At 62.3% G+C, this 13,968-nt stretch carries 10 protein-coding genes and 1 tRNA gene; all 11 read left to right on the top strand.

Annotation, left to right across the window (positions count from 1 at the left end; translation table 11 throughout):
* Positions 1–81: 81 nt before the first annotated feature.
* The 11 genes from EJ066_RS24380 to rpoC all read left to right on the top strand — a co-directional run bounded on the left by EJ066_RS24380 (position 82) and on the right by rpoC (position 13,812).
* On the top strand, positions 82–567 hold the full coding sequence (locus tag EJ066_RS24380; protein ID WP_126042465.1) for a group II truncated hemoglobin: 486 nt from the start codon (positions 82–84) through the stop codon (positions 565–567).
* Between the two features lie 2 nt (positions 568–569).
* Positions 570–1,118, top strand: coding sequence for a putative glycolipid-binding domain-containing protein (locus EJ066_RS24375; protein WP_126042463.1), 549 nt, complete (start codon positions 570–572; stop codon positions 1,116–1,118).
* A 69-nt stretch (positions 1,119–1,187) separates the two neighbouring features.
* Positions 1,188–1,263 (top strand) — tRNA-Trp (locus tag EJ066_RS24370).
* A 372-nt stretch (positions 1,264–1,635) separates the two neighbouring features.
* Positions 1,636–1,839, top strand: a complete 204-nt coding sequence (gene secE, locus EJ066_RS24365) for a preprotein translocase subunit SecE (RefSeq protein ID WP_126042461.1) — start codon at positions 1,636–1,638, stop codon at positions 1,837–1,839.
* Between the two features lie 27 nt (positions 1,840–1,866).
* Positions 1,867–2,394, top strand: a complete 528-nt coding sequence (nusG, locus tag EJ066_RS24360; RefSeq protein ID WP_126042459.1) for a transcription termination/antitermination protein NusG — start codon at positions 1,867–1,869, stop codon at positions 2,392–2,394.
* Positions 2,395–2,566: 172 nt separating this feature from the next.
* Complete coding sequence (gene rplK, locus EJ066_RS24355) at positions 2,567–2,995, top strand: 50S ribosomal protein L11 (RefSeq protein WP_126042457.1); 429 nt, start codon at positions 2,567–2,569, stop codon at positions 2,993–2,995.
* 4 nt (positions 2,996–2,999) lie between these two features.
* Positions 3,000–3,698 (top strand): 50S ribosomal protein L1, encoded by a 699-nt coding sequence (gene rplA, locus EJ066_RS24350; RefSeq protein ID WP_126042455.1) that lies wholly within the window; start codon positions 3,000–3,002, stop codon positions 3,696–3,698.
* Positions 3,699–4,086: 388 nt separating this feature from the next.
* The gene (rplJ, locus tag EJ066_RS24345; protein WP_126042453.1) at positions 4,087–4,605 is read left to right on the top strand and encodes a 50S ribosomal protein L10; all 519 of its coding nucleotides are present in this window, start codon (positions 4,087–4,089) and stop codon (positions 4,603–4,605) included.
* A 54-nt stretch (positions 4,606–4,659) separates the two neighbouring features.
* Positions 4,660–5,037 (top strand): 50S ribosomal protein L7/L12, encoded by a 378-nt coding sequence (rplL, locus tag EJ066_RS24340; protein ID WP_023680442.1) that lies wholly within the window; start codon positions 4,660–4,662, stop codon positions 5,035–5,037.
* Between the two features lie 248 nt (positions 5,038–5,285).
* Positions 5,286–9,422 carry a DNA-directed RNA polymerase subunit beta gene (gene rpoB, locus EJ066_RS24335; protein WP_126042451.1) on the top strand — a complete coding sequence of 1,379 codons (4,137 nt, stop codon included), beginning with the start codon at positions 5,286–5,288 and terminating at the stop codon, positions 9,420–9,422.
* Between the two features lie 193 nt (positions 9,423–9,615).
* On the top strand, positions 9,616–13,812 hold the full coding sequence (rpoC, locus tag EJ066_RS24330) for a DNA-directed RNA polymerase subunit beta' (protein WP_126042449.1): 4,197 nt from the start codon (positions 9,616–9,618) through the stop codon (positions 13,810–13,812).
* The last annotated feature ends 156 nt before the right edge of the window (positions 13,813–13,968 follow it).

Raw genomic sequence — 13,968 nt, 5'->3', positions numbered from 1 at the left:
GCCATCGAGGCAGGTTGAGCAATGTTCGATAGTTCCGCTATCGTCCGAGGCAATTGACAGTCCAGCCAGCCGGGGATCGCGATGAACCAGGATATTCCGACATTGTTCGAATGGGCCGGCGGCACCGAGGCGCTGAACCGCCTTACGCAGACTTTTTACGACAAAGTGGCGTTGGACCCGGTCGTCGGCCCGGTGTTCAAAAACATGTCGCCGGATCATCCTGCCCATGTCGCGGCCTTCATCGGTGAGGTCTTTGGCGGGCCGAAGACCTACAGTGAAAGCCACGGCGGCCACCGCGAGATGGTGATGCATCATCTCGGCAAGCATCTGACCGAGGAACAGCGCCGTCGCTGGATCAACCTTCTCGTCGATGCCGCCGATGAGACCGGGCTGCCGGACGATCCGGAATTCCGTTCGGCTTTCACTGCCTATGTCGAATGGGGATCGCGGCTGGCCAAGATGAATTCCAGCCTCGGCGAGACCTGCGACCCGGAGACGGAACCGATGCCGGCCTGGGGGTGGGGCGTGCCCGGCGGGCCGTACAGGCCACCGGCCGGGAAGTCGTGACCATGTTGGAAGGGAGCAGCATCATTCGCTGGCAGCAATGGGAAGGGCCCGGCATCGAACATCTCGTTCTGAGGCAAGGTGCGGACGGCATACTAGCCGATGCCGTGGTCATCTCGGCCGATACCGAGCCCTTCGCCGTGCACTACCGCATTGCCTGCGGCCCTGACTGGCGCACGAGGGAGGTCGAGGTCAATCTCGTCGGCGGCGCTACGGTCATGCTTGCCGCGGACGGCTTGGGCAACTGGTCGAGGGACGGCGTGCCGGCCGCCGAGCTGGCGGGAGCGCTCGATCCCGATCTCAACGTTACGCCGTTTACCAACACGCTGCCGATCCGGCGGCTACATCTCAAGCGCGGTGAAAGCGTAGAGATCGCCGCCGCCTTCATCGAGCTTCCAGAGCTCAGCATCGTCAAAAGTCCCCAGCGCTATACATGCCTCGAAGAGGGAAGGCGCTATCTATACGAGTCGCTTGTCAGCGGCTTTCGCCGGGAAATCGAGGTTGATGAGCAAGGGCTGGTCACCACCTATCCGGATTTCTGGCAAAGGATGTGAAAGCGCGGCACGCCACTCTTTACAGCGCGCCCGGAAGCTTTTAGGAAGCGCCTGCGCCGAAACGCGCGTACGGGCATAGCTCAGTTGGTAGAGCGGCGGTCTCCAAAACCGCAGGTCGTAGGTTCGAGCCCTGCTGCCCGTGCCATTTTTTCGAAATGGCAATTTTCTCGAAAAAGCCTGGTTCCCCACGCGCCGGCCTTTGAAATCGGCTGGTGACTTGCCATATAGGCTGAGTTGAGGCATAAGGCCTCCATAGCCGGGACGGGACGACTGGATGGTTCCGAGGCGGCGTTTGGTCATAAAGCGGACACTTGCCACTTGCGTGGATCAAGAATCGGTTTTATGTAGAGGAAACAGACACGCGACGCGTGGAGCTGGGAAGCCGGCTTTACGCGTCCGATTTGCATGGGCGAAATGATTGCGCTGATTCGGCGCGGCCAAAGGCTCAGGCGGCACGTCCCGGCCAGCGGGATCATCCAGGAGATCCGGTCAACGGGTCTTGAAGACAGAGCGGCACATGGCTTCGAAAACCACAAATCCTTTCGTCTTTCTCCAGCAGGTTCGCTCGGAGACCGCCAAGGTGACTTGGCCCTCCCGGCGCGAAACGATGATCTCGACGGTGATGGTCCTGGCGTTCGCTGTGATCGCGATGATCTTTTTCTTTACCGCCGATCAGCTCATGGGCCTTGGGGTCGAGCAGATTCTGGGCATTGGACGCTAAGTCCGGCGATTACGGAGAAGTCTTGATATGACTGCGCGGTGGTACATCGTCCACGCCTATTCGAACTTTGAAAAAAAGGTCGCCGAGGATATTGAGCACAAGGCCAAGCAGAAAGGCCTGTCCGCTGAAATCGAGCAGATCGTGGTGCCGACCGAGAAGGTCGTCGAGATACGCCGCGGCCGCAAGGTCGATGCCGAGCGCAAGTTCTTCCCGGGTTACGTGCTCCTGAAAGCCAACCTGACCGACGCGGTGTTCTCGCTCGTGAAGAATACGCCGAAGGTCACCGGCTTCCTGGGTGACTCGAAGCCGGTGCCGATCACCGAGGCCGAGGCCCAGCGTATCCTGAACCAGGTGCAGGAAGGCGTCGAGCGGCCGAAGCCGTCGGTCACTTTCGAGATCGGCGAGGCGATCCGCGTCTCGGACGGTCCGTTCGCGTCGTTCAACGGCTTCGTCCAGGAAGTGGACGAGGAGCGGGCGCGGCTCAAGGTGGAAGTTTCGATCTTCGGGCGCGCCGTGCCGGTCGATCTTGAATTCGGACAGGTCGAAAAGGGCTGATCCGGAATCCTTGTCGCCCATTCGGCGGTGAGGGGAGGCGGCGTGGAAATCGCGCGGCCAAAACGGTGGGAGGCGAATGCGGCTTTAGCCGGCCGCGGGAACCGCACCACCAGACTGCAACCGCCGGTGTTTCCCCGATAGTGGGGCCGGCATGAGATAAAGGCAGGAAGAGATGGCTAAGAAAATTGCAGGCCAGCTCAAGCTCCAGGTTTCCGCGGGCTCGGCTACGCCGTCGCCCCCGATCGGACCGGCGCTTGGTCAGCGCGGCATCAACATCATGGAGTTCTGCAAGGCGTTCAACGCGCAGACCCAGGAAATGGAAAAGGGGTCCCCGATCCCGGTCGTGATCACCTACTACCAGGACAAGTCGTTCACCTTCGTCATGAAGACGCCGCCGGTGAGCTACTTCCTGAAGAAGGCCGCGAACCTGAAGTCGGGCTCGAAGGAGCCGGGCAAGGTCAGGGCCGGCACGATCGGCCGCGACAAGGTGCGCGCCATCGCCGAGCAGAAGATGAAGGATCTGAACGCAAACGATATCGAGGGGGCCATGCGCATGGTCGAGGGCTCCGCCCGCTCGATGGGTCTGGAAGTGGTGGGCTGAGATCATGGCAAAGATTGCAAAGCGTGTATCGAAGACCCGCGAAGGCATCGATCCCAACAAGGCCTATGCCTTGGGTGATGCGCTGAAGCTGCTCAAGGATCGGTCCTCGGTGAAGTTCGACGAGACCGTTGAAGTCGCGATGAACCTGGGTGTCGACCCGCGCCATGCCGACCAGATGGTCCGTGGCGTGGTCAATCTGCCGAACGGCACCGGCCGTACCGTCCGCGTCGCCGTTTTCGCGCGTGGCGACAAGGCCGACGAAGCCAAGGCGGCCGGCGCCGATATCGTTGGCGCCGAGGATCTGGTCGAAATCGTCCAGAAGGGCACGATCGACTTCGATCGCTGCATCGCCACGCCGGACATGATGCCGCTGGTCGGCCGTCTGGGCAAGGTGCTCGGCCCGCGCGGCATGATGCCGAACCCGAAAGTCGGCACCGTCACCACCGACGTTGCCGCCGCCGTCAAGGCGTCGAAGGGCGGCGCCGTCGAGTTTCGCGTCGAGAAGGCCGGCATCGTTCATGGCGGCGTCGGCAAGATTTCGTTCGACGTCAAGGCGCTGGAAGAGAACGTCCGCGCCTTCGCTGATGCGGTGAACAAGGCGAAACCGGCTGGCGCCAAGGGCAACTACGTCAAGAAGGTGTCGGTCACCTCGACGATGGGCCCGGGCCTCAAGCTCGACGTCTCGACGCTGGCAGCGTCCTGATACGAACGATTTGGATTGGCCGCTAAAGGGCCGATCCGCAAACAGAATTCCGGGCCTCCGATTTATCTTGGCGGCCCGGTACCGGAAGTCGGAAGGCTTCCGGACATCCTGTCCGAGATTGCAGGCGGCCTTAATTCAAAAGGGGCCTTAATTCATGTGGGCCTGCATGAGACGGGTGAAGACCGGACAACGGAGCGACTGCTCCAATGAAAGGTTCGAACCGTGTTTGCCTTTTGTCTGCGCACCATTCGGCTTGCCGGCTGGTGTGGCGAAAGGGGGCAGGATCCTCGAGCGTCGTTCGGGAGATCCGTTACTGGATGGCCCGGCCGGCAAAAGGCAACCCGACGCCTGTCCCCGTGATGGGGCAGGGGTCAACTGGAGATAGGCAGTGGACAGAGCGGAAAAACGCGAACTCGTCACGGGCCTGAATGATGCGTTCTCAAGCGCTGGTTCAGTCGTCGTGGCCCACTACGCCGGTATCACCGTCGCGCAAATGAACGACCTTAGGTCGAAAATGCGCGTCGCCGGTGGCACCGTCAAAGTCGCGAAGAACCGTCTCGCCAAAATCGCTCTTCAGGGCACGGACTCCGCATCGATCATCGACCTGTTCAAGGGACAGACGCTGATCGCTTATTCGGAGGATCCGGTTACGGCGCCGAAGGTCGCGTCCGATTTCGCCAAGGGAAATGACAAGCTGGTCATTCTCGGCGGCGCAATGGGCACCACCTCGCTCAACGCCGACGGTGTGAAGGCACTCGCCGCACTTCCGTCGCTCGATGAGCTGCGCGGCAGGCTGGTTGGCATGATCGCCACGCCGGCAACCCGGATCGCCCAGATCGTCAATGCGCCTGCGGCTTCGGTCGCGCGCGTTATCGGCGCTTACGCCCGGAAGGACGAGGCGGCATGAGGCCGTTCCTCGCTATCACAAACACACGTTCGAACCTTATGAAGGAATATTGCAATGGCTGATCTGGCAAAGATCGTAGACGACCTTTCGAAGCTGACCGTCCTCGAGGCGGCCGAGCTGTCGAAGCTTCTGGAAGAAAAGTGGGGCGTTTCCGCTGCTGCTCCGGTGGCGGTTGCCGCCGCTGGCGGTGCTGCGGCCGCTGCTGCTCCGGTCGAGGAAAAGACGGAATTCGACGTCGTCCTCACCGAGGCGGGCGCCCAGAAGATCAACGTCATCAAGGAAGTTCGCGCCATCACCGGCCTTGGCCTCAAGGAAGCCAAGGACCTGGTCGAGGCGGCTCCGAAGCCGGTCAAGGAAGCCGTTTCCAAGGCCGACGCGGACAAGTTCAAGGCCCAGCTGGAAGCAGCCGGCGCCAAGGTCGAACTGAAGTAAGCGTTTGATATCGGCGGGCGGCTTCGCGCCGTCCGCCACTCCCTCGGCGCGAAGGGAGGCTGCGTAACGCGAAGTACGAAAACCTCTTTCCCGAGGGCCGTGAACCGGCCTTCAGGAAACGGGTTTTCTCCCGTTTTGGCCGGCCACCGACAGATGGCGGGTGAACAAATAGAAGGCCGCCCAGGTGGCCGAGAATGCAAGGCGAGCCGCGGCGAGGCTCGCCCCGAGAATCGAGCTAAGGAGCGACGATGGCCCAGACACAGACTTTCAATGGCCGCAGACGCGTACGCAAGTTCTTCGGAAAGATCCCGGAAGTTGCGGAGATGCCGAACCTGATCGAGGTTCAGAAGGCATCCTATGACCAGTTCCTGATGGTGGAAGAGCCCAAGGGCGGGCGTCCTGATGAGGGACTGCAGGCGGTTTTCAAGTCGGTCTTCCCGATCTCCGACTTTTCCGGCTCCTCGATGCTGGAATTTGTGAAGTACGAGTTCGAAGGACCGAAATTCGACGTTGACGAATGCCGTCAGCGCGACCTGACCTATGCCGCGCCACTGAAGGTGACGCTGCGCCTCATCGTGTTCGATATCGACGAGGATACCGGCGCCAAGTCGATCAAGGACATCAAGGAGCAGGACGTCTACATGGGCGACATGCCGCTCATGACCTTGAACGGCACCTTCATCGTCAACGGCACCGAGCGCGTCATCGTCTCGCAGATGCACCGTTCGCCGGGCGTCTTCTTCGATCATGACAAGGGCAAGTCGCACTCGTCGGGCAAGCTGCTGTTTGCCGCGCGCGTCATCCCCTATCGCGGCTCGTGGCTCGACATCGAGTTCGACTCGAAGGACGTCGTGCATGCCCGCATCGACCGCCGCCGCAAGATTCCGGTGACGTCGCTGTTGATGGCGCTCGGAATGGACGGCGAGGAGATACTGTCGACCTTCTACAACAAGATCACCTACAAGCGCGCCGGCGACCATTGGCGCATCCCGTTCAACGTCGAGCGTTTCCGCGGCCTCAAGGCCGTTGGCGACCTGGTGGACGCCGATACCGGCGAAGTCGTCGTCGAGGCCGGCAAGAAGATCACCGCACGCCAGGCCCGTCAGCTCGGCGAAAAGGGTCTCAAGGCGATCAAGGCGACCGACGAGGATCTGCTCGGCAACTATCTTGCCGAGGACATCGTCAACTATGCGACCGGCGAGATCTTCCTCGAAGCCGGCGACGAGATCGACGAGAAGACGCTGAAGGTGCTTCTCAGCGCCGGCGATGACGAGATCAAGGTTCTCGACATCGACCACGTCAATGTCGGCGCCTACATCCGCAACACGCTCAGCGTCGACAAGAACGAGAGCCGCCAGGACGCGCTGTTCGACATCTACCGCGTCATGCGCCCCGGTGAGCCGCCGACGCTTGAGACCGCCGAAGCCATGTTCAACTCGCTATTCTTCGACAGCGAGCGCTATGACCTGTCGGCCGTCGGCCGCGTCAAGATGAACATGCGCCTCGAGCTCAAGGCCGAGGATACCGTGCGCGTGCTGCGCAAGGACGACATCCTGGCCGTGGTCAAGACGCTGGTCGAACTGCGCGACGGCAAGGGCGAAATCGACGACATCGACAATCTCGGCAATCGCCGCGTGCGCTCGGTCGGCGAGCTGATGGAGAACCAGTACCGCGTCGGCCTGCTGCGCATGGAGCGCGCGATCAAGGAACGCATGTCCTCGATCGAGATCGATACGGTGATGCCGCAGGACCTGATCAACGCCAAGCCGGCGGCTGCCGCAGTGCGCGAGTTCTTCGGTTCCTCGCAGCTGTCGCAGTTCATGGACCAGACCAACCCGCTGTCGGAGATCACCCACAAGCGCCGCCTCTCGGCGCTTGGACCCGGTGGTCTGACCCGCGAGCGCGCCGGCTTCGAGGTGCGTGACGTGCACCCGACGCATTACGGCCGCATCTGCCCGATCGAGACGCCGGAAGGCCCGAACATCGGTCTGATCAACTCGCTGGCCACCTTCGCGCGCGTCAACAAGTACGGCTTCATCGAGAGCCCGTACCGCAAGATCGTCAACGGCAAGCTGACCAATGAGGTTGTCTACCTCTCCGCGATGGAAGAGGCCAAGCACCACGTTGCGCAGGCCAATGCCGAGCTCGACAAGAATGGTGGGTTCGTCGACGAATTCGTCATTTGCCGCAACGCCGGCGAAGTGATGATGGCGCCGCGCGAAAACGTCGATCTGATGGACGTGTCGCCGAAGCAGATGGTGTCGGTGGCCGCGGCCCTTATCCCGTTCCTCGAGAACGACGACGCTAACCGCGCGCTGATGGGCTCGAACATGCAGCGTCAGGCCGTGCCGCTGGTGCGCGCCGAAGCGCCGTTCGTCGGCACCGGCATGGAGCCGGTCGTCGCCCGTGACTCGGGCGCTGCTATCGGCGCCCGCCGCGGCGGCATCGTCGACCAGGTGGACGCGACGCGTATCGTCATCCGCGCCACGGAAGACCTCGATCCCGGCAAGTCCGGCGTCGATATCTACCGGCTGATGAAGTTCCAGCGTTCGAACCAGAACACCTGCATCAACCAGCGTCCGCTGGTGCGCATGGGCGACCGGGTCAACAAGGGCGACATCATCGCCGACGGCCCGTCGACCGAGCTCGGCGATCTGGCGCTCGGCCGCAACGTGCTGGTCGCGTTCATGCCGTGGAATGGCTACAACTACGAGGACTCGATCCTCTTGTCCGAGCGCATCGTCGCCGACGACGTCTTCACCTCGATCCACATCGAGGAGTTCGAGGTCATGGCGCGCGACACCAAGCTCGGGCCGGAGGAAATCACGCGCGACATTCCCAACGTCTCGGAAGAAGCGCTGAAGAACCTCGACGAGGCCGGCATCGTCTATATCGGTGCGGAAGTGCAGCCGGGCGACATCCTGGTCGGCAAGATCACGCCGAAGGGTGAAAGCCCGATGACGCCGGAAGAGAAGCTTCTGCGCGCCATCTTCGGCGAAAAGGCATCGGACGTGCGTGACACCTCCATGCGCATGCCGCCCGGAACCTTCGGCACCGTCGTCGAAGTGCGCGTCTTCAACCGCCATGGCGTGGAGAAGGATGAGCGCGCCATGGCGATCGAGCGCGAGGAGATCGAACGCCTCGCCAAGGACCGCGACGACGAGCAGGCGATCCTCGACCGCAACGTCTATTCGCGCCTTTCCGACGTTCTCGTCGGCAAGGAAGCGATTGCCGGACCGAAGGGCTTCAAGAAGGGCTCGAAGCTGTCGAAGGACATGCTCGACGAGTATCCGCGTTCGCAGTGGTGGCAGTTTGCGGTGGAGAACGAAAAGCTCCAGAGCGAACTGGAAGCCCTGCGCGGCCAGTACGACGATTCCAAGAAGGCGCTCGAACAGCGCTTCATGGACAAGGTCGAGAAGGTGCAGCGCGGCGATGAGATGCCTCCCGGCGTCATGAAGATGGTCAAGGTCTTCGTGGCCGTGAAGCGCAAGATGCAGCCCGGCGACAAGATGGCCGGCCGGCACGGCAACAAGGGTGTCGTGTCGCGGATCGTTCCGGTCGAGGACATGCCGTTCCTCGAGGACGGCACGCATGCCGATATCGTGCTCAACCCGCTGGGTGTGCCGAGCCGCATGAATGTCGGTCAGATCCTGGAGACGCATCTGGGCTGGGCTTGCGCCGGAATGGGCAGGAAGATCGGCGAGCTGATCGACGCCTACAAGACGGGCGGCGACATCAAGCCGCTGCGCAAGACGCTCGAGAGCTTCATGCCCGCCAACGACCGCAACGAGCCGATCCGCGACTATGACGACGAGAGTGTCGTTCGCCTCAGCGAGCAGATGCGCCGCGGCGTCGCCATCGCGACACCGGTGTTCGACGGCGCGCATGAGGGCGACATCAACATCATGCTGGAGCAGGCGGGCCTGCACACCAGCGGTCAGTCGCAGCTCTATGACGGGCGCACCGGCGAGCCGTTCGATCGCAAAGTGACGATGGGCTACATATATATGCTCAAGCTTCACCATCTTGTGGACGACAAGATCCACGCGCGTTCGATCGGGCCTTACTCGCTCGTTACCCAGCAGCCGCTGGGCGGCAAGGCGCAGTTCGGTGGCCAGCGCTTCGGCGAGATGGAGGTCTGGGCGCTCGAAGCGTACGGCGCCGCCTACACGCTGCAGGAGATGCTGACGGTGAAGTCGGATGACGTCGCCGGCCGCACCAAGGTCTACGAGGCGATCGTCAGAGGCGACGACACGTTCGAGGCCGGCATTCCCGAGAGCTTCAACGTTCTGGTCAAGGAAATGCGGTCTCTGGGCCTCAATGTCGAGCTGGAGAACACCAAGCTCGACGACACCCCTGTCCGGCTGCCCGACGCGGCCGAATAAGCAAGCCATCCTCTCGCGGGAGCGCTCTTCCGCGAGAGGATGCCGAGCATGATCCCGAAAAGTGGCTACCGGTTTTCGGCCAAGGTCATGCTCAAACAAGAAAGTTTCTTCGGCCGGTGGCCGACCAAGTCGGCGGGCGTTTGGCCCGCGCTAGATGCAAGGGGTTTTCGAGGACCCCGAAAAGGAGAACGGCATGAACCAAGAGGTCATGAATCTCTTCAACCCCCAGGCGCCTGCGCAGGTGTTCGATTCCATCCGGATCTCGCTCGCCAGCCCTGAGAAGATTCTGTCCTGGTCGTTCGGCGAGATCAAGAAGCCGGAGACCATCAACTACCGCACCTTCAAGCCTGAGCGCGACGGCCTGTTCTGTGCGCGCATTTTCGGTCCGATCAAGGACTACGAATGCCTGTGCGGCAAGTACAAGCGCATGAAGTACAAGGGCGTCATCTGCGAGAAGTGCGGCGTCGAAGTCACGCTGTCGCGTGTCCGCCGCGAGCGCATGGGTCATATCGAGCTGGCTGCGCCCGTTGCCCATATCTGGTTCCTGAAGTCGCTGCCGTCGCGTATCGGCACGTTGCTCGACATGACGCTGAAGGACATCGAGCGCGTTCTCTACTTCGAGAACTATATCGTCACCGAGCCTGGCCTCACCGCGCTGAAGGAGCACCAGCTTCTCAGTGAGGAAGAGTACATGATCGCCGTCGACGAATATGGCGAGGATAGTTTCACCGCCATGATCGGCGCCGAGGCCATCCACGATCTCCTGGCCGGCATGGACCTCGAAAAGATCGCCGGTGACCTGCGTTCGGAGCTGGCTTCGACCACGTCCGAGCTCAAGCAGAAGAAGTACCTGAAGCGGCTCAAGGTCGTCGAGAACTTCATGGAATCCGGCAACCGTCCCGAATGGATGATCATGAAGGTGGTTCCGGTGATCCCGCCGGACCTGCGCCCGCTGGTTCCTCTTGATGGCGGGCGCTTCGCCACATCCGACCTCAACGATCTCTATCGCCGCGTCATCAACCGCAATAACCGCCTGAAGCGGCTGATCGAGCTGCGTGCGCCCGGCATCATCGTGCGCAATGAAAAGCGCATGCTGCAGGAAGCCGTCGACGCGCTGTTCGACAACGGCCGCCGCGGCCGCGTCATCACCGGCGCCAACAAGCGTCCGCTGAAGTCGCTGTCCGACATGCTCAAGGGCAAGCAGGGCAGGTTCCGCCAGAACCTGCTCGGCAAGCGCGTCGACTATTCCGGCCGCTCGGTCATCGTGACCGGCCCGGAGCTCAAGCTGCACCAGTGCGGCCTGCCGAAGAAGATGGCGCTCGAACTGTTTAAGCCCTTCATCTACGCCCGTCTTGACGCCAAGGGTTATTCCTCGACCGTCAAGCAGGCGAAGAAGCTGGTCGAGAAGGAGCGTCCGGAGGTCTGGGATATCCTCGACGAGGTCATCCGCGAGCATCCGGTGCTGTTGAACCGTGCGCCGACGCTGCACCGCCTCGGCATCCAGGCGTTCGAGCCGATCCTGATCGAAGGCAAGGCGATCCAGCTTCATCCGCTGGTCTGCACGGCCTTCAACGCCGACTTCGACGGCGACCAGATGGCGGTTCATGTGCCGCTGTCGCTGGAAGCACAGCTTGAAGCCCGCGTGCTGATGATGTCGACCAACAACATCCTGCACCCGGCTTCCGGCGCGCCGATCATCGTGCCCTCGCAGGACATGGTTCTCGGCCTCTACTATCTCTCGATCGTCAACCAGAACGAGCCGGGTGAGGGCATGGTGTTTGCCGACATGGGTGAACTCCAGCACGCGCTCGAGACCAAGGCGGTGACGCTGCACGCCAAGATCAAGGGCCGCTTCCGCTCGGTCGACGCCGAAGGCAACGTCGTGTCGAAGATCTACGACACCACGCCCGGCCGCATGATCATCGGCGAGCTTCTGCCGAAGAACGTCAACGTGCCTTACGAGACCGCCAACCAGGAGATGACCAAGAAGAACATCTCCAAGATGATCGACACCGTCTACCGCCATTGCGGTCAGAAGGAGACGGTCATCTTCTGCGACCGCATCATGGCCCTCGGCTTCAGCCACGCCTGCCGCGCCGGCATCTCGTTCGGCAAGGACGACATGCTGATCCCGGATGCCAAGATCAAGCTGGTCTCCGACACCGAGGCTTTGGCCAAGGAATACGAGCAGCAGTACAATGACGGCCTGATCACGCAGGGCGAGAAGTACAACAAGGTCGTCGACGCCTGGGCCAAGTGCTCGGAAAAGGTCGCCGACGAGATGATGGCCCGCATCAAGGCGGTCGAGTTCGAGGACAATGGCCGTCAAAAGCCGATGAACTCGATCTACATGATGTCGCACTCCGGTGCGCGCGGCTCGCCCACCCAGATGCGCCAGCTTGCCGGCATGCGCGGCCTGATGGCCAAGCCTAGCGGTGAGATCATCGAGACGCCGATCATCTCGAACTTCAAGGAAGGCCTGACCGTGCTCGAGTACTTCAACTCGACCCACGGCGCCCGCAAGGGCCTGGCGGACACCGCCTTGAAGACGGCGAACTCGGGCTACCTCACCCGTCGTCTGGTCGACGTGGCGCAGGACTGCATCGTCAACTCCGTCGACTGCGGCACCGACAAGGGCCTTACCATGCAGCCGATCGTCGATGCCGGCCAGGTGGTCGCTTCCGTCGGCCAGCGCGTCCTCGGCCGCACCGCGCTCGACGACATCACCCATCCGGTGTCGGGCGAGGTTCTGGTCAAGGCCGGAACGCTGATGGACGAACGCGACGTGGAGCAGATCGAAAAGGCCGGCGTCCAGTCGGTCCGCATCCGCTCGGCGCTGACCTGCGACGTCAGGGTCGGTGTCTGCGCGGTCTGCTACGGGCGCGATCTGGCCCGCGGCACGCCGGTCAACCAGGGCGAGGCTGTCGGCGTCATCGCGGCGCAGTCGATCGGCGAGCCGGGCACCCAGCTCACCATGCGTACTTTCCACATGGGCGGTACGGCGCAGGTGGTGGATAGTTCGTTCCTTGAAGCCTCCTATGAGGGCAAGGTCGAGATCCGCAACCGCAACGTGGTGCGCAACTCCGACGGCCAGCAGATGGTCATGGGCCGCAACATGGCGGTGCTGATCCTCGACGAGGCCGGCAAGGAGCGCGCCACGCACCGTGTCACCTATGGTTCGCGCATCTTCGTGGACGATGGCGACAAGGTGAAGCGCGGCCAGCGCATCGCCGAGTGGGATCCTTATACCCGCCCGATCCTCACCGAAATCGAGGGTAGGGTGCAGTTCGAGGATCTGGTCGACGGCATTTCCGTTCAGGAAACGGCCGACGAATCGACCGGCATCACCAAGCGCGAGGTCATCGACTGGCGTTCGACCCCACGCGGCAACGACCTCAAGCCGGCGATGATCGTCCAGGACGCCAAGGGCAAGGTCGGCAAGCTGTCGAAGGGCGGCGACGCCCGCTTCCTGCTCTCGGTCGAGGCCATTCTATCGGTCGAGCCGGGTGCGCATGTGAAGCCCGGCGACGTGCTGGCGCGTATCCCCCTGGAAAGCGCCAAGACCAAGGACATCACCGGCGGTCTGCCGCGTGTTGCCGAGCTGTTCGAGGCACGCCGTCCGAAGGATCACGCCATCATCGCCGAGATCGACGGCACGATCCGCTTTGGCCGCGACTACAAGAACAAGCGCCGCATTATCATCGAGCCGCATGACTCGACGCTTGAGCCGGTCGAATACCTGATCCCGAAGGGCAAGCCGTTCCATCTCCAGGACGGCGACGTCATCGAGAAGGGCGACTACATCCTCGACGGCAATCCGGCGCCGCACGACATCCTGGCGATCAAGGGCGTGGAGGCACTTGCCTCATACCTCGTCAACGAGATCCAGGAGGTCTACCGCCTGCAGGGCGTGTCGATCAACGACAAGCACATCGAGGTGATCGTTCGCCAGATGCTGCAGAAGGTCGAGATCACCGCGCAGGGCGACTCGACCTACATTCCGGGCGATCACGTCGACATGATCGAGCTGGAAGAGGTCAACGAGCGCCTGGTCGAGGACGGCAAGAAGCCGGCCGAAGGCCAGCCGGTGCTCTTGGGCATCACCAAGGCCTCGCTGCAGACGCCGTCCTTCATCTCGGCCGCCTCCTTCCAGGAGACGACAAGGGTGCTGACCGAAGCGGCTGTTGCCGGCAAGACCGACATGCTGCAGGGGCTGAAGGAAAACGTCATCGTCGGCCGACTGATCCCGGCCGGCACCGGCGGCACGATGAGCCAGATCCGGCGCATCGCCACTTCGCGCGACGAGCTGATCATCGACGAGCGCCGCAAGGCGTCGGGCGTCGAGGTCGCCGAACCGATGCTGACCGACATGGTTTCCGCCGCGCAGTAGGCGCGGCGGTACAGATCTCAGGCAACGAAGCCGTCGGGGCAACCCGGCGGCTTTTTCTTTGCTGTATTGAAGTGCGAGCCGGCGAAGCTGCCGATCTTCGCGCTTGCGGGGGAGATTGGACGTCGCTTCGCCTTTCGCCAATCACCAACGCTGTAC

This window comes from Mesorhizobium sp. M9A.F.Ca.ET.002.03.1.2, assembly GCF_003952365.1.
GTDB lineage: Bacteria > Pseudomonadota > Alphaproteobacteria > Rhizobiales > Rhizobiaceae > Mesorhizobium.
This window is presented reverse-complemented; position numbering and strand designations above follow the sequence as displayed.